Here is a 23,787-nt window from a genome sequence, read left to right as displayed (position 1 = left end):
GCGATCAGAGTTCGTGGCGGTCGAGGAAGTCCTCGATCGCGGCGGCGAAGACCTGGTTGTCGTCGCCGGCCACCATGTGCCCGGCGCCGCTGACATCGGCGACCTCGGCGTGCGGCACGCGCTGCAGCATCTTCCGCACGCCCTCGTCGCTGACGACGTCCGACTTGCCGCCGCGCACGAGCAGGGTGGGGATGGTGACCCGTGCCGCGGCGGCCGCGAGCCGGTCCTTGTCCTGGATGCGGGCCTCGCCGCGGTCGTCGCCGCGGATGAACGCGGGATCCCAGTGCCAGTACCAGCGGCCGTCGGCGTGCTGCCGCACGTTCTTCTTCAGCCCCTCGAGGTTGCGGGGGCGCTTGCGGGCGGGGTTGTAGGCGGCGACGGCGTCGGCGACCTCGTCGAGGTCCGCGAAGCCGTCGGTGTGCGCGGAGAGGAATTCGGTGACGCGGTCGATGCCCTTGGCCTCCACGTCCACCACGACGTCCACCAGGACCAGCGCGGAGGCGATATCGGGGTTCTCGCCGACCGCACACAGGCTGGTGATCCCGCCGAGCGAGGCCCCGATCAGCACGGGCGGCGGACCGTCGAGGGTGTCCAGGACGGCCAGGAGATCGCCGACGAAGTCGCCCAGTGCGTAGGAGCCGTCCGGCGCCCAGGCGGTGTCGCCGTGACCGCGCGCGTCGAGCGTGACGACCGTGTGACCCCGCCCCGCCAGCGCCGCGGCGGTGCGGTCCCAGGAGTGCCGGGTCTGCCCGCCGCCGTGCAGCAGCACCAGCGTCGTGCCGCCCTCGCCCCACCGGTCGCCCGCGATCGTCAGGCCCGCGGCGTCGACGGTGAGGGGCTCGGCGGACGGGTACATTTCGGTCATCGAACAGTCCTATCACGGCTGCGACCGCCGGTCGCCGCAGTCCTCCGTTCGGATGAACCTGGGTCGCCGTCGTCCGAATCGGACATCGTGGCGCTACGGTCCCGGGTATGCGAATCCGAACACTCGTCCGGGCGGGGCTGGTCGCCACCGCTGCTTGCGCTCTCTCCGTGGCCGCGCCGTCGTCGGCTGCGCCCTGGGACGTCGTCCTGGGGCAGGCGAACCTGTACCCATCCTCCTCCGGCTACGGCACGGTCGCGCCGCGCACCGTCGACAACAGCAGCATCTGCGCGGGAATCGTTCACAGCATCACGTGGACGGGGTGGGGGGCTCCCGTCGCCGTCGGCCGTGGGACGCAATGCCACTCGGCGGGTGCAGTCGGCCGGGGAGAGCGGCCGCGGATCGTCACCCTGAGTGCGAGCAATCTCGGCCTGTGCAACGGGCGGCTCGCGTACCGCACCCTGCGCTACGACGGCGGTGAGGCACGGAACATCTGTCCGAGGTGACCCCGGCCACGCCCCGCGCGGCACCGGGACGCGAAATGACACGCGTGTAACACTGGTCGCATGTCATCGATGGGCCGACTCGGAACGCTGCTCGTCGCCGGTGCCGTGGCGGCGGGGACCGTCGTGGCCGCACCGTCGACCCTGAACACCGCACCCGCCCACGCGGACCCGGCCCCGGCGAGGTCCCGGATCGTGGGCGCGCAGTGGCAGGGCGATCACCAGGTGGACCTGAGCGTCTACTCCGCGGCGATGAACGACACGATCACGGTCCAGCTGCTCCTCGCCCGCGACTGGCACGCGGATCCGAAGGCGCGCTTCCCCACGCTCTACCTGCTCGACGGGATGCGGGCCCGGGAGGACCGCAACGGCTGGCTGATCGAGACCAATGTCGCGGACTTCTACCGCGACAAGAACGTGACGGTCGTGCTGCCCGTGGGCGGCCAGTCCAGTTGGTACACCGACTGGAAGCGCCCCGACAACGGCAAGAACTACCAGTGGGAGACCTTCCTCGCGAAGGAACTGCCTCCGCTGCTGCAGCAGAGCTGGCGCGCCACCGATGTCCGCGCCGCGGCCGGTGTCTCCATGGGCGGGACCGCCGCGTTCACCCTCGCCGCCCGCAACAAGGGGCTCTACCGGTTCGCGGGCTCCTACTCCGGCATCCTCTCCACCAGCACGCCCGGCACCCCGGAGTCGATCGCGCTCGCCATGCGCGACGCCGGCGGCTTCAACGCCGACGCGATGTACGGCCCGCCGACGGATCCCGCATGGGCGCAGCACGATCCGCTCAAGCTCGCGGACAAGCTGCGCGGTGTGAGCCTGTACTTCAGCTCCGGCAACGGATCGGGGGGCACCGGCGCGCCCACCGACCTGCAGGCGATGGCGCTCGAGGTGCTCTCGCGCTCGTCGAACCAGGCCTTCGCGGTCGAGCTCAACCGCCTCGGCATCCCCGCGAACGCGCTCTACCGGCCGTCGGGGAACCACAGCTGGCCCTACTGGCAGTTCGAGAACGGCCAGGCGTGGCCGCAGGTGCAATCGGCGCTGGGGATCGCGAACCCGAAGCCGTGCGGCATCGGCGGGGCGATCGCCGAGGCCGCGCCGAAGGCGCCGGCGCTCGGGCCGTGCGTCACCGTCGAATACCCCGTTCCCGGCGGCCGAGCGCAGGACTTCCGCGGCGGTCAGGTGTTCTGGTCGGCCGACACCGGCGCCCAGGTGGTGGGCGGCGCGATCGGCGGCGCCTACCTCGGTGCGGGCGGCCCCGGCGGCGCGCTCGGCTACCCGACCGCGGGCGAGCGGGCCCTGCCCGACAAGAACGGCCGCTACCAGCAGTTCCAGCACGGAACCGTGTACTGGACGCCGCAGACCGGCGCGCGGGCGGTGCGCGGGAAGATCGGCGAGAAGTACGCCGCTCTGAACTTCGAGCGCTCGGCGCTCGGCCTGCCCGTCTCCGACGAGGCGAAGCTCGCCGGCGGCGCCTTCCAGCGCTTCCAGGGCGGGCAGATCTACTGGTCGCCGAAGACGGAGGCCGCGGTCGTCAGCGGCCCGATCTACGCGGAGTGGGGGCGCCAGGGCTACGAGGCGGGCCGGCTCGGCTACCCGCTCGCCGACGGTACGCCGATCCCCGGCGGGTGGGAACAGCGCTTCGAGCACGGTGTGATCGACCTGGTGAACGGCGTCGCCACCACGCGCTGACGCCCGTCCGCGGGTTGCGGTTCGCCGCTGCCGGTAGCCTTGCAGCGTTGCGTGCGGACGTACTTCAAGGAGAGAAGACATGGCTGGACTTCGGGAAGCCCTTGTGGCCGCGGTGCTGACGGGCGGCGTGCTGCTGGGGGCCGTCGCGTGCGGCGGCAGTTCGACGGTCGAGGCACCCACCACCACCGCGGCGGACGGCGGCGGTACCTCCTCGGGCCCGACGACGCTCCCGGCGACCGCGCCCGCGTCGTCCTCGGCGGCGGCGGCGAATCCGAAGGACGCGGCCTTCGTCGCGAAGATGAAGTCGCAGGGCCTCGTGGCCTCCGACTCGGACATCCTGGGTGCCGCGGGCTACGTGTGCTCCGCGCTGTCGCAGAACCCGAACAAGCAGTACCAGGAGAAGACCCTGCCGACGCTGGTCAAGGCGATGATCGGCACCTCGCGCACGGGTGGCGGCGTCAGCGCCGAGCAGGCCGACAAGCTCGCCTCCGACGATGCCACCAAGCTGATCGCCGAGGCCAAGACCTCGTACTGCAAGGCCTAGCCGCGTGACCCACCAGCAGCCCGGAAAGCCCGACGGTACGCCCTCGCGACGCAGGTTCTCGCCGCTCGTCATCGTCGTGGGTGTCGTCGTCGTGATCGCGCTGGTGCTGCTGGCGATCCTCGTCGGCACGTGGCTGCGGCCGGGGCCCTCGCTGCCCCCGCAGTCGCAGTCGCAGAGCTCGGCGCCGAGCACGTCCGGGTTCCCGCCGCGGCCGAGCTCGCAGCCGGCGGACTGCCCGGACGTGCAGGTGATCTCCGTGCCCGGCACGTGGGAGTCGAAGAGCACTGACGATCCGTACCGGCCCACGTTCAACCCGAACTCGTTGATGCTCAAGGTGACCGGGCCGCTCGCGTCCTCGATCCCCGGCTCCCGCGCCGACATCTGGACCACGCCGTACGTGGCGCAGCTGTCGAACCCCGTCGCGATCCCGCCGGACGGGCAGGCGTCCTACGAGAAGTCCCGCACCGAGGGCTACGACAAGTCGGTCGCGCAGATCAAGAAGGTCTACGAGCGGTGCAAGCTCACCGGCTTCGTGCTGATGGGCTTCTCGCAGGGCGCCGTGATCGCGGGCGACATCGCCGCCGAGATCGGCGCCGGCAAGCTCATCCCCGCCGAGAACGTGCTCGGCGTGGGCCTGATCTCCGACCCGCGGCGCGAGCCGGGGGACGCGCGCACCGTCGGCCCGAACCCGCCCGGCGTCGGCGTCGAGGTCGCGTACGGCGGCTTCAGCTTCGGCAGCCTGTCGCTGCGCGGTGAGCGCGAGGGGGGCTTCGGAGCCGTCAAGGACCGCACCGTCTCGCTGTGCGGCACCAAGGACCCGATCTGCAACCAGCCCAAGGACATCTTCCAGGTGGGCGAGATGACCAAGACGCTGCCCGAGTTGCAGAAGGTGCTCACCGGCAACTCGCACGCGCTGTACGCGACGACCGCCGACTGGAACCTGGGCGGCCAGACCGCGACGCAGTGGATGCAGGGCTGGGCGCGCGGCGTGATCGACAAGGCGCCTAAGCCTCCCCACAGCTGACCCTGGTATCCACATAGGAATGGCAGGCAAGAGCAGGCGCGCCCTGAACGTGTTCGGCGTCGCGGTGATCATCGCCGCGATCATCGCGCTCATCGTGGTGGGCACCCTCCTGTGGTCGATGTGGAACAGGACGGAGCCCACCCCGCCCGGCGAGCCCACCGGCCCGCAGGCGGCGGGGTGCCCGGACGTGCAGCTGCTGTCCTTCCCCGGCACGTGGGAATCCTCGGCGACCGACGATCCGGAGCGCCCCACCTTCAACCCGCGCTCGCTCATGCTGCAGGTGACGAACCCGCTCGACAAGCGGTACGACGCCGCCCGCGCCGACATCTGGACCGTGAACTACGCGGCGCAGTTCCACAACCCGATCGCGGTCCCGCCGGACGGCCAGATGACCTACCAGGCCTCGCGCCAGCAGGGCACCGACCGCGCGATCGCGAAGATGAAGGCGGTGACGGCGAAGTGCCCGCGCACGGGTTTCGTGCTGGTCGGCTTCTCGCAGGGCGCCACGATCGCGGGCAACATCGCCGCGCAGATCGGCGCGGGCAAGGGACCGATCGTCGCGCAGCGACTGCTCGGCGTCGGCCTGATCTCGGACAGCCGCCGCGTGCAGGGGCAGGGGCGTGCGATCGGCGTCGACCCCGAGGGCGAGGGGGTCGAGGTCACGTTCTCCGGCTTCAACTTCTCGGGCGTCGACCTGCAGGGCAAGCGTGACGGTGGTTTCGGCTCGGCGAACGACCGCGTCGTCACCATCTGCGGCTCCAACGACCCGATCTGCAACCAGCCCAAGGGCGGACTGCTCGGTCTCGCCACGGGCCTGCCGCAGGTGATCTCGACGATCACCCAGAACTCGCACGCCGCCTACGGCACCACCGCCAACTGGTCGCTCGACGGGAAGACGGCCACCCAGTGGATGACCGGCTGGGCCATCGGCGTCATCGACAAGGCCCCGAAGACGAGGTAGCCGGCGCGCCGCGCACGTTCGGCTCCGGACCTGTGCACCGTTGATCAACTCAGAGTTGATCAACGGTGCACAGGATTTTCAGCGAGCGGGCTGCTGCTGGGTGGCGCAATGGATCCCGCCGCCGCCGCTCGCGATGGGATCGATGTCGAGCTGCACCACCGCGCGGCCGGGGAAGAGCCGCGCGAGCGTCGCCCGCGCGGCGTCGTCGGTCTCCGCGTCGCCGAACTGCGGGCAGATCACGGCGCCGTTGCACAGGTAGAAGTTGATGTACCCGGCGGCGAAGTCGTCGTCGTGCGCGTACGCCGCACGCACCGTCGACGGCGCGCGCAGCACCTCCACCTGCAGCTTCCGGCCGCGGGCATCGGTGGCGCCGCGCAGGATCTCCAGGTGTCGCTTCGTGACCTCGTGGTCGAAGGAGTCGGGGTCGTCGTCCTGCGCGGCCACCACGACGCCGGGCGCGGCGAACCGCGCGTAGAAGTCGGTGTGGCCGTCCGTGATGTCCTTGCCCCTGATGCCTGGCAGCCAGATGACCTTGTCGATCCCCAGCAGCTCGCCCAGTTCCGCCTCGACCTGCTGCTTGGACCAGCCGGGGTTCCGGTTGTCGTTGAGGACGCAGCTCTCGGTGATGATCGCCGTTCCCTCGCCGTCCACCTCCAGCGCGCCGCCCTCGAGCACCAGGTCGGTCCGCACCACCTCCGCCCCCGCCCGCGCGGTGACGAAGCCGGCGACCTTCGCGTCGGCGTCGTGGGTCTGCTTGTCGCCCCAGCCGTTGAAGTTGAAGTCGACGCCCGCGAGCCCCTTGTCGCCGGTGACGAAGGTCGGGCCGGTGTCGCGGATCCACAGGTCGTCGAGCTCGGCCGGCACCAGGGTGACGCCCGGCGCGGTACCCAGCAGCGTGCGCGCCCGGTCCAGCTGGTCGGCCCGCACGAGCATCGACACCGGCTCGAACCGGCCGATCGTGGCGGCGACCAGCATGAGTGCGCGCTGCACGTCGGGCAGCAGCTGCTTGCCCCACACGTCCTCCCGAGCGGCGAGCGCCATCCACGTCCGCTCGTGCCGATCGCCCTCGTCCGGCATCCGCCACCGCCGCCCGCCCCGGTCCACGGGGGACCTCTCGGCCGGCCTGCCCGACGGTGCGCCGCACGCCGCCAGTACCGCCACCATCGCCACCAACAGGAAGTTCCGCCGTCGCATCGCGCCTCCTCGTCCGACAGTGCCGGCGTGTCCGGCCCCGCAGCTCATTGTCGCCGGGCGGCCGAGGCACCGTCGGGCAACCGTTAGGCTGTGCGCAACCGTTTCAGACCGCATCACCGTCGACCAGGAGTACCCACACGTGAGCACTGAGCCCCGCAAGTTCCGGTTCGCGGCGGGCGGCGCCGGCAACGCCGACGAGGGCGGCGTGCGCAAGTTCGTCAAGCTCGCGCAGGAGGCCGAGGAGCTGGGGTTCGACACCTTCGCGATCCCCGACCGGCTGGACGCGCAGGTGGGCCCGCTGGCCGCGCTCGGCGCGCTCGCCGTGAGCACCTCCACGATCCGGCTCGCCACCTCGATGCTCGCGATGCCCTTCCGGCACCCGGCGGTCCTGGCCAAGGAGCTCACCACCATCGACGTGCTGTCCAAGGGCCGCCTCGAGATCGGACTCGGTCTGGGCGCGTTCAAGGACGACTTCGATCAGTCGGGCATCGAGTTCGAGTCGCCCGCCCGCCGGCTGCAGCGGCTGGACGAGGGCCTGACGGTGCTCGACACCCTGCTCCGCGGGCAGGAGGCGGAGTTCGAGGGCGAGGTCTTCCGGGTCAAGGAGCTCAAGGGCTACCCGCGGCCGCGGCAGGGCCCGCGCCCGCCGATCGCGATCGGCGCCGGGGCGCGCCGCACGCTGGAGCTGGCCGCGCGCCGCGCGGACGTCGTGTCGATCAACCCGCGCAGCTCGGCCGAGGGCAAGCTGCGGATCTCGGACATGTCGATGGACGCGGTGAAGAACAAGGTGGAGATCGTCAAGGCCGCCGCCGGGGACCGCTTCGCGGACCTCGAGCTGTCCTGGTCGATCGCCACCATCGTGGTCACCGACGACCGGGAGCAGGTCGCGGACTTCGCGCTCAAGGCCATCGAGCGCGGGCTCTCGGCGAACATCGAGGTCGACAAGGAGGTGACGATCGACGACGTGTTGGGCTCGCCCTACCTCGCGATCGGCACCTTCGACGAGATCGCCGACCAGGTCCGCGCGACGCGCGAGGCCACGGGCATGTCGTACGTCGGCGTCGTCCCCACCCAGATGGAGGCCTTCGCGCCCGTGCTGGAGCAGCTGAAGGGCGAGTGACCCCGACCTCACGGTTTTCGCACCCACCGTTACCGCGCGGTACGATAGCCGGGTTTGCGGATTTTCCTCGCGTGTCGCCCGTCCAAACGGGTGAAACACGTTACGGATATCCAGCACTATGAGGTGGCGCACAGGCCCGCAACGGGTCGGCGCCGCCACGCGATGTACCACTGTATGACCGGCGCTGCCCGGCACCGGTTACGAGGAGCGATGCATGAACAACGAATTTGACCAGTTTCTGGACGAAGACGGCAACATCTTCTTCCGCCCCGGAACCACACTGGTCGACTTCGTCGAGAGGAACGCGCGGGAACGTGCCGACACCCTCGCGTACCGCTTCATCGACTACAGCCGCGAGCGCGACGGCGTGGTCCATGAGCTGACCTGGTCGCAGTTCGGCGCCCGCCTGCGCGCCATCGGCGCCCGCCTGCAGCACATCACCAAGCGCGAGGACCGGGTGGCGATCCTGGCCCCGCAGGGCCTGGACTACGTGACCGCCTTCTTCGGTGCCCTCTACGCGGGCAACATCGCCGTCCCGCTGTTCAGCCCCGACGAGCCGGGCCACACGGATCGCCTGCGCATCGTCCTCGAGGACTGCAAGCCGACGGCGATCCTGACCAGCTCGGGCTCTGCCGAGGCGTGTCGCAACTTCTTCCGCCATCTCCCGGCGAAGGAGCGGCCGCGGATCATCGCCGTGGACGCCATCCCGGACTCGGTCGGCTCCACGCTCAAGCCCTTCCCGATCTACCGCGACACCATCGCGTACCTGCAGTACACCTCGGGTTCCACGCGGAACCCGGCCGGCGTGCAGATCACCTACGAGGCCGTCGGCACGAACGTGATCCAGATGATCCACGCGCTCGACCTCAACGAGAACTCGCGCGGCGTCACCTGGCTGCCGATGTTCCACGACATGGGCCTGCTCACGGTGATCCTGCCCGCCCTCGGCGGCAAGTTCATCACGATCATGAGCCCGTCGGCGTTCGTGCGCCGCCCCGGCCGCTGGATCAACGAGCTCGCCGCCGTCGAGGACGGTGCCGAGACCTTCGCGGCCGCCCCGAACTTCGCCTACGAGCACGCCGCGGCCCGCGGCCTGCCCAAGGAGGGCGAGACGCTCGACCTGTCGAACGTCAAGGGCCTCATCAACGGCTCCGAGCCGGTCACCGTCTCGTCGATGAAGAAGTTCAACGACGCGTTCGCCCCGTACGGCCTCTCGCCGAAGGCGATCAAGCCCTGCTTCGGCATGGCCGAGGCCACGCTGTTCGTCAGCTCGACCCCCGTCGAGAACGAGGCGCGCGTGGTCTACGTCGACCGCGATCAGTTGGCCGCCGGCACCTTCGTCGTCTCCGAGGAGGGTGCCGAGGGCGCGGTCCCGCAGGTCTCCTGCGGCGACGTGGCGCTGAGCCAGTGGGCGTGCATCGTCGACCCCGAGACGGGCAAGGAAGTACCCGACGATTCCGTGGGCGAGATCTGGCTGCACGGCATGAACATCGGCTCGGGCTACTGGCAGCGCGACGAGGAGTCGCGCGAGACCTTCCAGAACTACGTGACCCCGCTCTCCGAGGGCAGCCACTCCGAGGGCGTGAAGAACCTCGAGAAGGCGAAGTGGATGCGCACGGGCGACTTCGGCGTCTACCACGGCGGTGAGCTCTACATCACCGGCCGCGTGAAGGACCTGGTCATCGTCGACGGCCGCAACCACTACCCGCAGGACATCGAGTTCACGGCGCAGGAGTCGGACACCAAGTACATCCGCACCGGCTATGTCGCGGCGTTCTCGGTGCCGGCGAACGAGCTGCCGCAGGCCGTCTTCGACAGCGCGCACTCGGGGATCACCTACGACCCGAACGACCAGTCGGAGCAGCTCGTGATCGTCGCCGAGCTCGGTGCGGGCGGCGCCAAGCAGGACCAGCAGGCCCTCGCCGACGGCATCCGCTCGGCCGTGGGCGCGGCCCACGGCGTCCTCGCCCGCGACGTCCTGCTCGTGCCCGGCGGCTCGCTGCCCCGCACCAGCTCCGGCAAGATCGCCCGGCGCGCCGGCCGCGCCGCCTACATCGACGGCACCTTGCGCGGTGGCTACACGCAGACCGCCTTCCCCGACGCCGAGGCGAACGACGTCCAGTAGCGCCCACCGGCGCTCTTCACAACTTCATCACACGCGACCCAGGCACAACCACGGTCTCGACGCGAAGGGTAGACACACATGGCTGAGAACGAGTACACCCCCCATGAAGGCCCGACCGGCAAGGCCCGCGAGGATCTGAGTCTCGAGGAGCTGCGCGCCTGGATGCGGCAGTGGATCGCGGACGCGACCAAGCAGCCGCTGGAGAACATCACCGACGACAAGTCGCTCGACGAGTTCGGTCTGGGCTCGCGCGACGCGGTCTCGATGGCCTCGGACATCGAGGACTTCACGGGCGTGCAGCTGACGGCCACGGTCGCCTTCCAGCACCCCACGATCGCCCTGCTCAGCCAGCGCATCATCGACGGTGACCCGGTGGTCTCCGACGACGACCTCGCGGCGGAGGCGGCGCAGTACGACCGGGGTGCGGACTTCGAGGCGGACCGTGGTCGGCACGACGTGGCCGTGGTCGGCCTCGCGACCCGTTTCCCGAAGGCCGGCGAGACGCCCGAGTCGACGTGGGAGTTCCTCATCGGCAACGGGGACGGCACCACCGACCTCCCCGAGGATCGCTGGCTCGAGTTCAAGCAGGACCCGCGCCTGAAGGCCGTGCTCGACGATGCCAACACCTTCGGCGGCTACCTCGACGATGTCGCGTCGTTCGACGCCGAGTTCTTCCAGATGACCCCGCGCGAGGTCGAGATGGTCGACCCGCAGCAGCGGCTCGCGCTGGAGCTCACCTGGGAGGCGCTCGAGCAGGCCAACATCCCCGCCAGCTCCGTCAAGGGCACGCGTACCGGTGTGTGGATGGGCAGCTCCGCCAACGACTACCAGATGCTGGCGGTGGCCGACCCGACGAAGGCCAATCCCTATGCGTTGACCGGTACTTCGACCTCCATCGTCGCGAACCGGGTCTCCTACTTCTACGACCTGCACGGCCCGTCGGTCACCGTCGACACCGCGTGCAGCTCGTCGCTGGTCGCGATCCACCAGGCCATCCGCAGCCTCCGCGAGGGCGAGACGGACATGGCCGTCGCCGGCGGCGTGAACATGCTCATCGTCCCGGCGGCCACGCTGGGCTTCGACACCATCGGTGCGCAGGCGCCCGACGGCAAGATCAAGGCCTTCAGCTCCGATGCGAACGGCATGATCCGCGCCGAGGGCGGCGGCGTCGTGCTGCTCAAGCGCCTGGCCGACGCGGAGCGCGACGGTGACGAGATCCTCGGCGTCATCGCGGGTTCCGCGGTGACCTCCGACGGCAAGTCCAACGGCATCTTCGCGCCGAACCCCGAGGCGCAGGTGATGAACCTGCGCGATGCCTACATCGATGCCGGTATCGACCCGCGCACCGTCGACTACCTCGAGGCGCACGGCACCGGAACGATCCTGGGCGATCCGCTCGAGGCCGACGCCATCGGGCGCGTCCTCGGCCGCGGCCGGGAAGCCGAGAAGCCGCTGCTCCTCGGATCGGCGAAGACCAACTTCGGTCACCTCGAGGCGGCCGCCGGCATCGCCGGCGTCACCAAGGTCCTGCTCGGCATGCGCAACGGGCAGATCCCCGCCTCCCTGAACTTCGCCGGTCCCAACCCGTACATCCAGTTCGAGGCCAACCGGCTGCTGATGGCGGCGCGGAACACGGAGTGGCCCAAGTACTCCGGTGCGAAGCTCGCAGGCGTCACCGGTAACGGCTTCGGCGGCACCAACGCCCATGTCGTGATCAAGGAGTACATCGCGCCCGAGGTCGTGGCGGGTGCCGTGGATGACTCCGATTCCACGGAGGCCCCGTCGAACGCCGTGCCCGAGTTCTACGCCGCCACCGCCGACGGTGCCGCGGTCCCGCTCGTGCTGACCGCGTACGTCCCGTCCCGCCGCCGGGCCGCCGCCGCGGACCTGCTCGCGTGGCTCGAGTCCGACGAGGCGAAGGAGTACACGCTCGCCGAGATCGGCCGGACGCTGGCGCACCGCAACCACGGCCGCGTCCGGTCCGTGGTCATGGCCAAGGACCTCGACGAGGCGATCAAGGGCTTCCGCGCGATCGCCGAGGGCAAGAACGCGCCGAATGTCATCTCCGCCAACCAGCCCGACGGCGTTGGCCCGGCGTTCATCTTCTCCGGCTTCGGTAGCCATCACCGCAAGATGGCCAAGCAGCTCTACCTCGAGAACCCCGTCTTCAAGCACTACTTCGACGAGGTCAACGAGCTCATCATCGACGAGTCGGGCAACGACTACGTCGACATGATCACCGACGACGAGCAGACCTTCCACATCGAGACCGGTCAGGTGGGCATCTTCGCGATCCAGGTCGCGCTGGTCGGCCTGTTCCGACACCACGGCATCGAACCCGGTGTGGTGCTGCCCCATTCGATGGGCGAGGCCACGGCGGCCTGGGTCACCGGCGGTCTCTCGCTGGAGGACGCCGTGCGCGTCATCTGCAACCGCTCGCGCCTCATGGGCGAGGGCGAGGAGATGCTGCCCGAGGAGATGGAGCGCTTCATGGCGCTCGTCGAGTACAGCGCGGCCGAGATCGACACCGTGCTCGGCGACTACGAGGGCCTGGAGATCTGCGTCTACGCCGCGCCCACGCACACCGTGCTCGGCGGCCCCGGCAAGGTGATCGACAAGATCGTCGAGGAGACCGAGGCCAAGGGCCTGATGGCCCGGAAGCTGGTGACCCGCGGCGCATCCCACACCTCGCAGATGGACCCGCTGCTGGGCGAGCTGCAGGCGGAGCTCATGGGCATCGAGCCGCACGTGCTGCAGTACCCGATGTACTCCACCGTGAACAAGGACGAGTTCTACAAGGCCGGCCACGCGCCGGTGCACGACGTGGACTACTGGATCAAGGGCCTGCGCCACAGCGTGTGGTTCACCCAGGCCGTGGAGAAGTCCGTCGAGGCCGGCTACCGCACCTTCATCGAGTTCTCGCCGAACCCGATCACCCTGATCTCCGTCGCCGCGGTGACCTTCGGTTCGGGCATCCAGGACGCCGCGCTGGTAAAGACGCTGGGGCGCAAGGAGGACGAGCCCGGCACGATCATGACGGCGCTCGCCACCGTCTTCGCCCGCGGCCACCATGTGGACATCGCCTCGCTGTTCGGCCCCGGCCGGTACGCGCCGGTGCCGCGGACGAGCTTCCAGCGCAAGCACATCTGGATTCAGACCAAGCTGCCCGACGGCGGATCGGGAGTCGTGCCCGGCGGCCACGTCGCGCTGCCCGACGGCCGGCACGTCTGGCAGCTCGACGCCGATGCGTTGACACTGGGCGACCAGACCAGGGTCTCGCTGGTCGACCTCGCCAAGCACGCCGCGGTCCAGGTGCTCGACGGTGCGGCGGTCACCGCCGCGGTCGAGCACGGCGAGCCGAAGGACGGGCTCACCCTCACCACGACGCTGACCCCGCACCCCGGCGGCGCGTCGATCCAGGTGCACGAGAACGCCTCCGGGCGGTTCCGGCTACTGCTCGACGCGGTCGTCGTGGCCGGCGAGGCCTCCGGGACCGCCGCGGCGCCGCTCATCACCAGGGCCGCGCCCGCCGTGGAGGCGATGGACGAGCTCGACGAGTCCGAGCCCGAGATCACCGTCTCGGAGGAGACCGCGGCCCCCGCGCCGGAGGGCAGCGCCGAGCGCTGGTCGCCTGACTCGGGTGAGACGGTGGAACACCGCCTGGGCCTGATCATCGCGGAGACCATGGGCTTCGAGATCGAGGACCTCCCCAAGGAGATCCCGCTGATCGACCTCGGCATGGACTCGCTCCTCGCGATGCGCATCAAGAACCGCGCCGAGTACGAGTTTGACATCCCGCCGATCCAGATCCAGGCCGTGCGCGACGCGTCCTTCAACGACGTGGTGCAGTTCGTCGAGTACGCGGTCGAGCACCGCGATCAGGTGGACGCGCTGGCCGAGCACCAGTCCGGCACCGGTGAACTCGCCGACGCCGGCCAGCTGGCCGAGATGATCAAGGCCGCCAAGGAGGAGGCCGGGGCGGCCCCCGCCGCGGCCCCGGTCGCCGAGACCGCGCCCGCGGCCGAGACCGCGCCCGCGCCCGCGGCCGAGACCGCGCCGGCGGCACCGTCGGCCCCGGCCCCCGAGGCCGAGAACGGCGACGCCCCCGGCCTCCTCGACGGCGCGGCCGTCGCGGAAGCCATCGGCGATGGTGTTCCTCCGCGCGACGCCGCGGAGCGGCTGACCTTCGCGACCTACGCGATCGTGGTCGGCGCGTCGCCCGGCGGCGTGTTCAACGAGCTGGACGTGCTCTCGGAGGAGGTCGCGGAGAAGCTCACCGCGCGCCTGTCCGAGCGGGCCGGCGGCGAGATCGACATCGAGGACGTCATCGACTCGAAGAACATCGAGGAGATGGCCACCTATGTGGGCGCGGTCATGAACGAGGCCACGCCGGTCGACGGCTTCGTCCGCACCCTGCGCAAGCCGGAGAACTCGGATCGCCGCCCGCTCTTCCTGTTCCACCCCGCCGGCGGTAACACCACCGCCTACGAGGCGCTGTTGCGCAAGCTGCCCGAGGATCTGCCGATCTACGGCTTCGAGCGCATCGAGGGCGAGATCGAGGAGCGGGTCGCCGAGTACCTGCCCAAGCTCAAGGAGATCCAGCCGGAGGGGCCGTACCGGCTCGCGGGCTGGAGCCTCGGCGGCGCCTTCGCCTACGGCCTCGCGCGCGCCCTCGAGGAGGAGGGCCGGGAGGTCGAGTACGTGGGCCTGCTGGACGTGGTCGCGCCGACGGTGCCGCTCACCGATGAGCCCGCGGAGAAGCGGGCCCGCCTCGAGCGCTGGGAGCGGTTCGCGCGCAAGAACTACGACATCGGCGACGAGATCGAGCTGCCGATCGACCGCCTCGCCGCGGCCGACGACGAGGGCCAGTTCCGGATCATCATGGAGCTGGTGCAGCTCTCCGACAAGAAGATCCCGACCTCGATGATCGAGCACCAGCGGACCTCCTTCGTGGACAACCGCATGCTGATCAAGGTGAACCCGGCCGACTATGGTCGGTTCGGGGGCACGGTCACGCTCTACCGCGCGGATCGCATGCACGACGGTGCGGTGGAGCTCGAGCCCAACTTCGCGGACATCGCGCCGGACGGCGGCTGGGCACCGGTGGTCGAGGACCTGCGGATCGTCAAGATCGGCGGCGACCACCTGCAGATCATCGACGAGCCGTACATCGGCAAGATCGCGGCGCACATGACCACGGAGCTCGACGCCGCGGACGGCGTCGCGTGATCGACGGAAGGGGATAGGGTGACTGACGTGACGGACGTATCGGACCAGGTCGACCTGACCACCACCGCGGGCAAGCTCGACGATCTGTACCGCCGCCTGGAGGCGGCGAAGGATCCGGGCAGCGAGCGGGCCCGTGCCCGTCGCGACGCGAAGGGCCTGCCCAGCGCGCGTGCCCGCATGCGCATGCTCTTCGACGAGGGCACCTTCGTCGAGCTCGATCAGCTCGCCAAGTCGCCCGGCGACGACAAGATCAAGGACGGCGTGGTCATCGGCTACGGCACCGTGAACGGCCGGAAGGTCGCGGCGTTCAGCCACGACCAGACGGTGGGTGCGGGCACCGTCGGCGAGATGTTCGGCCGCAAGATGGTCAAGCTGTACGACTTCGCGGCGGCCGCGGGCCTGCCCGTCGTCGGCATCAACGACTCGGGCGGCGCCCGGATCCAGGACGCCGCGACATCGATCGCCTGGTACGCGGAGCTCGGCCGGCACCAGGACGGCCTCTGCGGCCAGGTGCCGCAGATCTCGATGATCCTCGGCACCTGCGTCGGCGGCGCGGTGTACGCCCCCGCCAACACCGACGTCCTCGTCGGCGTGAAGGACAACACGTACATGTTCGTCACCGGCCCCGAGGTGATCCGCCCGACCACGGGCGAGACCACCTCCGCGGAGGACCTCGGCGGCGCGATCAAGCAGGCCCAGTGGGGCAACCTGCATCACATCGCCGCCGACGAGCAGGCGGCGTTCGACTGGGTCAAGCGCTACCTGTCCTTCATGCCGGACTCGGTGCACCAGCGGGCGCCGCTGGTCAACCCGGGCCTGGAGCCGGAGATCACCGAATCGGACCTCTCGCTCGAGTCGATCATCCCGGACGCCGACACCGCCGGGTACGACATCCACGACGTGATCCTGCGCGTCTTCGACGACGGCGACTTCCTCGAATACGCGGAGCTGTGGGCGCCGAACATCGTGACCGGCTTCGCCCGGGTCGACGGTCAGCCCGTCGGCGTCGTGGCGAACCAGCCGATGCACATGGCGGGCACGCTCGACACCCAGGCGTCCGAGAAGGCCGCCCGGTTCGTGCGCCTGTGCAACTCGTTCAACATCCCGCTCGTCTTCCTCGTCGACGTGCCCGGCATCCTGCCCGGCGTCGAGGAGGAGAAGATCGGCACGATCCGCCGATCGGGCAAGTTCATCTTCAGCTACGTCGAGGCGGCCGTCCCGAAGGTCACCATCATCCTGCGCAAGTCCTACGGCGGCGCGTGGGCCGTGATGGGCTCCAAGCAACTGGGTGCCGACTTCGTGTTCGCGTGGCCGACGGCGCGCCTGGCCGTGATGGGTGCCGAGGGCGCGGCCGCGATCATCAAGCGGCGCGAGATCGAGGAGGCCGGCGAGAACGGCCCCGCGATCCGCCAGGCCTTCATCGACTTCTACAACCAGTTCATGGCGACGCCGTGGCTGGCGGCGGAGCGCGGGTACATCGACGGTGTCATCGAGCCGAAGGACACGCGCCTGCTGATCCGCAGGTCGATCGCGCAGCTGCGCGATAAGGAGCTGCAGCGCGTACCGCGCCGCACCTACCTCATGCCGATGTAGGACGGTGCCGCCCATGGCCTCGATGGATACCTTCCCGGAGATCACGGGGTCGGTCCTGACCGACCCCGACGTGACGGCGGCCTATGCCGTGGACCACTGCTCGCCGGTGCACGGCGCCGTGCCGCTGGCGGTGGTGCTCGCCGAGACCACCGAGGACGTCGCCGCGGCGGCGGCCTGGTGCTACGCCAACGACGTGGTGATCGTGCCGCGCGGCGCGGGCAGCGGCCTCGCCGGCGGCGCCAGTGCCATCGAGGGCTGCGTGATCATCTCGCTCGCGAAGATGAACGCGATCAAGGAGATCAGCGTCGCGGACCAGTACGCGATCGCCGAGGCGGGCGTCATCAACGCCGACCTCGATCGCGCCGTCCGCGCGCACGGCCTGATGTATCCGCCGGATCCCTCGTCGTTCGAGATCTGCTCGATCGGCGGCAATGTCGCGACCAACGCCGGCGGCCTGCGCTGCGTCATGTACGGCGTGACCCGCGAGTACGTGCTCGGGCTCACCGTCGTGCTGCCCGACGGGCGGATCATCACGACAGGGCGGCGCACCGTCAAGGGCGTCACGGGCTACGACCTGACCCAGCTGCTCGTGGGCAGTGAGGGCACGCTCGGCATCGTCACCGAGATCACCGTCAAACTCCGTCCCGCGCCGGTGATCCCGCCGACGACGGTCGCCGCCTCGTTCCCCGATGTGGTGAGCGCGGCCGCGGCGGTCGCCGCGGTGGTCGGCACCGGCGTCGTCCCGGCGCTGATGGAGCTTATGGACCGCCGCACCCTCGAATGCGTGGAGGCGCTGCGGCCCTTCGGACTCGAGGACGAGACCCGGGCGATGCTCATCGGGCAGGGGAGCACTCCGGCGGACGCCGCCGTGCTGGCACGGGAGTTCGAGGCCGCCGGCGCGCACTACACGGTGGTCTCCGACGATCCCGTCGAGGCGGCCGAGCTGCTGGCCGTGCGCCGCGCCGCCTTCCACGCGTACGAGCACGCGGGCAACATCTTCTCCGAGGACGTGGGCGTCCCGCGCTCGCGGCTGCCCGAGATGTTCGCGCGGATCGAGGCGATCGCCGCGAAGTACCACGTGGACATCCCCACCTGCGCGCACGCCGGCGACGGCAACCTCCATCCCACCCTGATCTACCCGAAGGACGAACGCGAGGTGCCCCAGGCGATCTGGGACGCCGCCGACGAGGTCTTCCAAGCTGCGCTGGAGCTCGGCGGCACGCTGACCGGCGAGCACGGCGTGGGCGTCCTCAAGGCCCGATGGGTGGGCGAGGAGCTCTCCGACGACGTCCTCGACCTGCACCGCGGCATCAAGGCCGTCTGGGACCCGAAGAACCTGCTCAACCCGGGCCGCGGCTTCTAGCCCGCAGCCGCGGGCGGGCAGTGGCGGCGCATCACGTCCGCCTGCGACGGCGCAGTTCGGGTGAGGATGGCTTCCCGCACCCCTTTCACCCAGCCGCACCCGGCATGCCGGGTGCGCTCGCGCGGTTCGGGTGCGGGAGGCCATCCGCACCCGAAACGCCCACTGCGGGCCGGGTGAACGGCCGGCTGAATCAGCGCAGCGAGTCGACGAAGACCGCGGCGACGGCCTCGAGTCCGCGCTGATCGTCGTCGCTGAACCGCGCGGGCTTCTCGCTGTCGAGGTCGAGGACGCCGATCAGCTCGCCGTCGCGCTCGAGCGGCACGACGAGCTCGGAACGAGTGGCTCCGTCGCACGCGATGTGGTCCGCGACGGCGTGTACGTCGTCGACCCGTTGCGTCTGCCGCGTGCGCGCCGCGGCCCCGCACACGCCGCGGTTCAGCGGGATGCGGATGCACGCGGGCAGCCCCTGGAAGGGGCCCACGACGAGTTCGGCACCGTCGAAGAAGTAGAAGCCCACCCAATTGAGGTCGGGCACCGTCGCCTTCACGAGAGCCGAGAGGTTCGCGGCGTTGGCGACCCGGTCGGGCTCACCGTCGATCAGGGCCCGGGCGTGGTCGACGAGCTCGGCGTAGCGCTCGGCGGGGGAGTCGGGGAGTTCGGGGAGGGAGAACGACACGCTCCGACGGTACGGGGTCCGACGGTGCGCCGACACCCCTCCGCCGGGCCTGATTCTGGGTGCAAGCTGAGAGCGTGACGGGTTCGATACGGTGTGATCCGAGTCCGAAAAGTACCGGTTGTCCAGCGCTGACCTGTCAGTATGGAGGATCTTTGCGGCAGGCCGTAACGGACCCGGGCACACGCCCGACTAAGAGTTTGTCAGGAACTGTTATGTCGCATACAGTGCCTGATGAGCATTGCTCCGCTTGTCCTGCCGTGCCATGGGGCTCTCCTGTGGTACCGGACGGTCCCGGTTCCCCGGGGCCGCGCGCGGTAGGACGCGCCCACCGGGCGACCGAACAAGGAAGAGAGTTACGAATGCGTATGCGTAACGGCTTGGCCAAGAAGGCTGTCGCCGCCGCCGTCACCGTGGCTGCCATTCCGGCCCTGACGATCGCCGGCACGGGCGCCGCGAACGCGTGGGGTCCGGGTAGCGCCAAGAACCCGCCGAAGGGCTTCAAGCAGGCCTTCGTCAACGGCGCCGGCATGCCGAACGTGAAGGTCCGCACCTGGGCCTCCACCACGACCAACCCGAAGACCGCCCCCACCGTGGTCTTCCTCGACGGCCTGCGCGCCACCTGGGACGTCTCGGGCTGGGAGCGCGACGCCAACGTGGCCTTCCTGTCGCAGAAGGGCATCAACGTCGTGATGCCGGTCGGCGGCACCTCGAGCTGGTTCACCGACTGGCAGGCGCCGTCGTCGACGAACCGTCAGCCCTACCGTTACACCTGGGCCTCGTTCCTGAAGACCAGCCTGCCGCAGTACATCAAGAGCCTCGGCTTCAGCGACAATGTCTCGCTGGTCGGCCTCTCGATGTCCGGTAGCGCCGCGATCATCAACACCCTCGACTCGAACGGCTACTACAAGCGCGCCGCGTCGCTGTCGGGCCTGAACAACATCTCGGCGCCGGGCATCCCGATCGCCGTCGGCATCGCCTCCCTCGATTCGGGCGGCTACAACGCCGGCCTCGACATGTGGGGCGGCCCGTTCGACGCGCGCTGGGCCAAGAACGACCCGACCGTGCAGGTGAACCGCCTGAAGAACATCCCGCTGTGGATCTCGGCCGGCAACGGCGTCTTCGGCAAGTACACCCCGAACCCGGGCCCCGCCGATGTCATCCAGGGCGTGCCGCTCGAGTGGCTCGCGCTGTCGCAGTCGCGTGCCTTCCAGGGCGCGGCGCAGCGCGCCGGCCTGAACAAGGTGCACTACGACTTCCCGCCCGCCGGAACCCACACGTGGGGCTACTGGCAGGACCAGGTGTGGCAGATGCAGCGCACCGGTTGGTTCTCGAAGTAGCCTTCGCGAACGGACGAACAGATCACACGAGGGAAGGCTCCGTTCGGACGAACGGGGCCTTCTGTCGTATTGTGATGTGCACGACTTTCCTGAGGAATGTGGGAGGGTCTGTAACGACTTACCCTGTGATTTCGATGAGATCCAGGGAGAGTGTCGCCCATGTGACTCATGTGAGTCATGTGACATGTGTGACAAACGATGTTAGAGTGACGGCTGTGACATGGCTTGGTCGGAGACGGCCGGCGGTCCGGTCCACCAGCTATTGCGCGGAGACGCGTGAAAAAGGAGAGGTCAGCAATGCGAGCAGCCTGGGGTAAGCGAGCGGGTGCGGCGGTTCTCACCGCGGCCATGGTGCCCGCCCTCGCCGGCATGGGTGCCGGCGTCGCCGGTGCCTGGGGGCCGGGTAGCGCCAAGAACCCGCCCAAGGGATTCAAGTCCGAGAAGGTCGACGGTGCGGGCATGCCGGCCGTGACGGTGCGTTCGTGGGCTTCCACCACGACCGACCCGGCCAAGGCCCCGACCGTCGTCTTCCTCGACGGTCTGCGCGCCACGCAGGACGTCTCGGGCTGGGAGCGCGACTCCAACGTCGCCTTCCTGTCGGAGAAGGGCATCAACGTCGTGATGCCGGTCGGCGGTACCGCCAGCTTCTACACGAACTGGGCGAACTCGTCGAAGCAGGGCAACGGCACCTACAAGCCCACCTGGGGCAACTTCCTGGCCTCGAGCCTGCCGGCGTACATCAAGTCGCGCGGCTTCTCGAGCAACCTGTCGCTCGTCGGCATCTCGATGGGTGGCGGCGCCGCCCTCATCAACGCTGCCAACAACCCCGGCGTGTACAAGCGCGCCGCGGCTCTGTCGGGCTTCCTGAACACCTCGGCTCCGGGCATGCCCGTCGCCGTGGGTGTCGCGATGCTGGATGCGGGCGGCTACAACGTGCTCGACATGTGGGGCGGCCCGTTCGACGCCAACTGGGCGAAGAACGACCCGACCGTGCAGGCCGGCCGTATGAAGGGCCTGAAGCTGTGGATCACCGCGTCGACCGGTGAGCCCGGCAAGTACACGCCGAACCCGACGCCTGCGGACATCGTCCAGGGCGTGCCGCTCGAGATCCTCGCCAAGTCGCAGTCGGAGGCCTTCAAGGCCGCTGCCGACAAGGCCGGTGTGCCCGCTCACTACGACTTCTCGTCGGTGGGCACCCACACCTGGGGCTACTGGAGCGACCAGGTGTGGCAGATGCAGCGCACCGGTTGGTTCAACTGACCCCGCGCTGAATCAGCGATCCACGGAAGGCCCCGGGCACTCGCCCGGGGCCTTCCGGCGTATCGGTACCCTCTTCATCGAACCCGCAGAAGAAACCTGAGGCCATAGACGATGACGCCGCGCACTCCCACGACCATCGACGCCGACGAGCCCGTCGGCTTCCGGATCGATCCCGTGCTCGCCCGGAGCTGGCTCCTGGTGAACGCGACGCAGCCGGACCGCTTCGACGCCGCCGCCCGCTCGCGCGCCGACATCGTGGTGCTCGACATCGAGGACGCCGTCGCGCCCAAGGACAAGGCCGTCGCCCGGGCGAACGTGGTGGAGTGGTTGGGGCGGGAGAACGACGGTGTGCCCCCGGGCGCCTGGGTGCGCGTCAACGGCTTCGGCACGCAGTGGTGGGCCGACGACCTGGAGGCGCTGCGCGGTGCGCCGCACCTGGGTGGCGTGATGCTGGCGATGGTCGAGTCGATGGACCACGTGACCGAGACCGCGAAGCGGCTGCCGGACACGCTCATCGTGGCGCTGGTCGAGACGGCGCGCGGGCTGGAGCGGATCGGCGAGATCGCCTCCGCCAAGGGAACCTTCCGGCTGGCCTTCGGCATCGGCGACTTCCGCCGCGACACCGGCTTCGGTGGCGACCCGATGACCCTGGCCTACGCCCGGTCGCGGTTCACGATCGCCGCGAAGGCGGCGCACCTGCCCGGTGCCATCGACGGCCCGACGGTCGGCTCGAAGGGGTTGTTGCTGAGCGAGGCCACTGCCGTCTCGGCCGAGTTCGGCATGACCGGAAAGATCTGCCTCACCCCGGATCAGTGTCACCCGGTGAACGAGGGGCTGAGCCCCTCGCCCGAGGACATCCGCTGGTCGCGGGAGTTCTTCGCGGAGTTCGACCGGGACGGAGGCGAGATCCGCAACGGCTCCGATCTGCCGCGGATCGCGCGGGCCACGAAGATCCTCGACCTGGCGCGCGCCTACGGCATCGTCGTCTCCGACGGGATCGAGGGCGAGCACGCCCCCGCGCCGTCGGACACCTTCCACTACTGACTCCGGCGACGAAGCCCCCGCACCGCCTCACGGACCCGAGGACACGGTGCGGGGGCTTCGTCGTGCCGAGGATCAGGCCTGGCGCACGGCCTCGATGTCGAGCGTCAGGGTGATCTTGTCGCCGATGACGCTCCCGCCGGTCTCCAGCGGCATATCGATCGTGATGCCGAAGTCCTGGCGGGTGATCACGGTCTTGGCCTCGAACGCGGCCACCTCACCCTGGCCCATGCCGGGGTTGGTGCCGAGGAACTCGAGGTCGAACTGCACGGGCTTGGTGACCCCGCGCAGCGTCAGCTCGCCGGACAGGACGTAGTCCGAGCCCTTCGCCGCGACACCGGTGGACGTGAAGGTCGCCTTCGGGTAGTTCTCCGCGTCGAAGAAGTCGGCGGTGCGGATGTGGGCGTCGCGCTGCGCATTGCGGGTGTTCACGGTGGTCACGTCGACCTCCGCGGCGAGCGATGCGGTCCCGTCCTCGGAGACCGTGATCGTGCCGGAGAACTCGTCGAAGCGGCCCTTGACCTTGCTCACCATGAGGTGGCGCACGGAGAACTCGACGGACGAGTGGACGGGATCGACGACGTAGGTGCCGGCGGGGAGGACGTTGCTCATCGGGATGCTCCTTCGATAGTTGAACTCTCAAGACTCATCGAGCATAACCGGACCGCAGTCCGATGTATTCCGGGCGCGGTGAACACGCCCTGAACATCCCTGAAACCGCCTGCTACGCGGCTCCGTGGAAGACGGCCTCCACGTTGTTGCCGTCCGGATCCCGGACGAAGGCGCCGTAGTAGCCCGGGTGGTACTCGGGCCACAGGCGCGGCGCGTGCAGCGACTCCGCTCCCAGCTCCAGCGCGACGCGGTGGAACTCGTCCACCGTGGCGGTGTCGGGGACGGCGAAGGCGATGTGCGCCTCCCGGTTGGACGCACCCTCCGCGGCGCCCGAGATCCAGAAGACGGGCTGCTCGACGCCGTAGCCCACGGCCACGTCGAAGTCCATCAGTCGGCGCGAGCCGAGTACCGCCAGCACCCCGTCGTAGAACCGCTTGGCGGCGTCCAGGTCGGCGCAGTTGATCCCGAAGTGATCGATCATGACGGCTCCTCGCGTCGGTCGGGCCCCGGTGGGCCCGGAACGCTCCCAGGTCTATCAGCGACCGCTGACAGGTTTTCCGGCCGCCGCCGCGCCGCATCGCGAGCGCCGCGAGCGCCGCGCGGGCGGTTCAGGCCAGCGCCGCCCGGGCCGCGTCGCGCGCGGCCTGCGGG

At 69.8% G+C, this 23,787-nt stretch carries 18 protein-coding genes; 13 read left to right on the top strand and 5 right to left on the bottom strand.

Translation table 11 applies throughout. The annotated features are described in order from the left end of the window. Window positions 1-4: 4 nt before the first annotated feature. Window positions 5-865: an alpha/beta fold hydrolase gene (locus HF999_RS19930; protein ID WP_168547556.1), complete on the bottom strand. Its 861-nt coding sequence runs from the start codon at window positions 863-865 to the stop codon at window positions 5-7. 107 nt (window positions 866-972) lie between these two features. Between HF999_RS19930 and HF999_RS19925 the strand changes: the two genes are divergently transcribed. The 5 genes from HF999_RS19925 to HF999_RS19905 all read left to right on the top strand — a co-directional run bounded on the left by HF999_RS19925 (window position 973) and on the right by HF999_RS19905 (window position 5,586). Further along, complete coding sequence (locus HF999_RS19925) at window positions 973-1,368, top strand: hypothetical protein (RefSeq protein ID WP_168547555.1); 396 nt, start codon at window positions 973-975, stop codon at window positions 1,366-1,368. A gap of 60 nt (window positions 1,369-1,428) precedes the next feature. Further along, complete coding sequence (locus HF999_RS19920) at window positions 1,429-3,057, top strand: alpha/beta hydrolase-fold protein (RefSeq protein ID WP_168547554.1); 1,629 nt, start codon at window positions 1,429-1,431, stop codon at window positions 3,055-3,057. A gap of 79 nt (window positions 3,058-3,136) precedes the next feature. Further along, complete coding sequence (locus HF999_RS19915; protein WP_168547553.1) at window positions 3,137-3,601, top strand: DUF732 domain-containing protein; 465 nt, start codon at window positions 3,137-3,139, stop codon at window positions 3,599-3,601. Window positions 3,602-3,605: 4 nt separating this feature from the next. Continuing rightward, the gene (locus HF999_RS19910; RefSeq protein WP_168547552.1) at window positions 3,606-4,625 is read left to right on the top strand and encodes a cutinase family protein; all 1,020 of its coding nucleotides are present in this window, start codon (window positions 3,606-3,608) and stop codon (window positions 4,623-4,625) included. A 19-nt stretch (window positions 4,626-4,644) separates the two neighbouring features. Then, the gene (locus tag HF999_RS19905; RefSeq protein WP_168547551.1) at window positions 4,645-5,586 is read left to right on the top strand and encodes a cutinase family protein; all 942 of its coding nucleotides are present in this window, start codon (window positions 4,645-4,647) and stop codon (window positions 5,584-5,586) included. A gap of 78 nt (window positions 5,587-5,664) precedes the next feature. Here the strand turns inward: HF999_RS19905 and HF999_RS19900 are convergent, their stop codons facing one another. Continuing rightward, entirely contained in the window at window positions 5,665-6,780 is a 1,116-nt protein-coding gene (locus HF999_RS19900) for an agmatine deiminase family protein (RefSeq protein WP_168547550.1), read from the bottom strand. Between the two features lie 139 nt (window positions 6,781-6,919). On the opposite strand from HF999_RS19900, the gene HF999_RS19895 reads away from it, so the two are divergent. From HF999_RS19895 to HF999_RS19875, 5 genes are all read left to right on the top strand, one after another. Beyond that, entirely contained in the window at window positions 6,920-7,900 is a 981-nt protein-coding gene (locus HF999_RS19895; RefSeq protein ID WP_312854215.1) for a TIGR03621 family F420-dependent LLM class oxidoreductase, read from the top strand. Between the two features lie 214 nt (window positions 7,901-8,114). Beyond that, a complete protein-coding gene (gene fadD32, locus HF999_RS19890) occupies window positions 8,115-10,025 on the top strand; it encodes a long-chain-fatty-acid--AMP ligase FadD32 (RefSeq protein WP_168547549.1) in 1,911 nt (636 codons plus the stop codon). Window positions 10,026-10,103: 78 nt separating this feature from the next. Continuing rightward, on the top strand, window positions 10,104-15,254 hold the full coding sequence (gene pks13, locus HF999_RS19885; RefSeq protein ID WP_168547548.1) for a polyketide synthase Pks13: 5,151 nt from the start codon (window positions 10,104-10,106) through the stop codon (window positions 15,252-15,254). 18 nt (window positions 15,255-15,272) lie between these two features. Next, window positions 15,273-16,847 (top strand): acyl-CoA carboxylase subunit beta, encoded by a 1,575-nt coding sequence (locus HF999_RS19880; RefSeq protein ID WP_312854214.1) that lies wholly within the window; start codon window positions 15,273-15,275, stop codon window positions 16,845-16,847. Window positions 16,848-16,860: 13 nt separating this feature from the next. Beyond that, window positions 16,861-18,210, top strand: a complete 1,350-nt coding sequence (locus HF999_RS19875; protein WP_168547547.1) for an FAD-binding oxidoreductase — start codon at window positions 16,861-16,863, stop codon at window positions 18,208-18,210. Between the two features lie 190 nt (window positions 18,211-18,400). Here the strand turns inward: HF999_RS19875 and msrC are convergent, their stop codons facing one another. Beyond that, a complete protein-coding gene (msrC, locus tag HF999_RS19870; RefSeq protein ID WP_168547546.1) occupies window positions 18,401-18,886 on the bottom strand; it encodes a free L-methionine (R)-S-oxide reductase MsrC in 486 nt (161 codons plus the stop codon). A gap of 365 nt (window positions 18,887-19,251) precedes the next feature. On the opposite strand from msrC, the gene HF999_RS19865 reads away from it, so the two are divergent. The 3 genes from HF999_RS19865 to HF999_RS19855 all read left to right on the top strand — a co-directional run bounded on the left by HF999_RS19865 (window position 19,252) and on the right by HF999_RS19855 (window position 22,527). Continuing rightward, window positions 19,252-20,223: an alpha/beta hydrolase gene (locus HF999_RS19865; RefSeq protein ID WP_246208216.1), complete on the top strand. Its 972-nt coding sequence runs from the start codon at window positions 19,252-19,254 to the stop codon at window positions 20,221-20,223. A 297-nt stretch (window positions 20,224-20,520) separates the two neighbouring features. Further along, on the top strand, window positions 20,521-21,483 hold the full coding sequence (locus tag HF999_RS19860; protein ID WP_168547544.1) for an alpha/beta hydrolase: 963 nt from the start codon (window positions 20,521-20,523) through the stop codon (window positions 21,481-21,483). Between the two features lie 111 nt (window positions 21,484-21,594). Beyond that, entirely contained in the window at window positions 21,595-22,527 is a 933-nt protein-coding gene (locus HF999_RS19855) for an HpcH/HpaI aldolase/citrate lyase family protein (RefSeq protein WP_168547543.1), read from the top strand. A gap of 72 nt (window positions 22,528-22,599) precedes the next feature. Here HF999_RS19855 and HF999_RS19850 read toward each other — a convergent pair whose 3' ends face one another. Beyond that, window positions 22,600-23,136 carry a YceI family protein gene (locus HF999_RS19850; RefSeq protein WP_168547542.1) on the bottom strand — a complete coding sequence of 179 codons (537 nt, stop codon included), beginning with the start codon at window positions 23,134-23,136 and terminating at the stop codon, window positions 22,600-22,602. A 112-nt stretch (window positions 23,137-23,248) separates the two neighbouring features. Further along, on the bottom strand, window positions 23,249-23,617 hold the full coding sequence (locus HF999_RS19845; RefSeq protein ID WP_168547541.1) for a VOC family protein: 369 nt from the start codon (window positions 23,615-23,617) through the stop codon (window positions 23,249-23,251). Between the last annotated feature and the right edge of the window lie 170 nt (window positions 23,618-23,787).

The organism is Tsukamurella spumae (genome assembly GCF_012396015.1).
In the GTDB taxonomy this organism is placed as follows: domain Bacteria; phylum Actinomycetota; class Actinomycetes; order Mycobacteriales; family Mycobacteriaceae; genus Tsukamurella; species Tsukamurella spumae.
The sequence above is the reverse complement of the archived record's forward strand: the minus strand, read 5'-3'. Positions and strand labels throughout refer to the sequence as shown.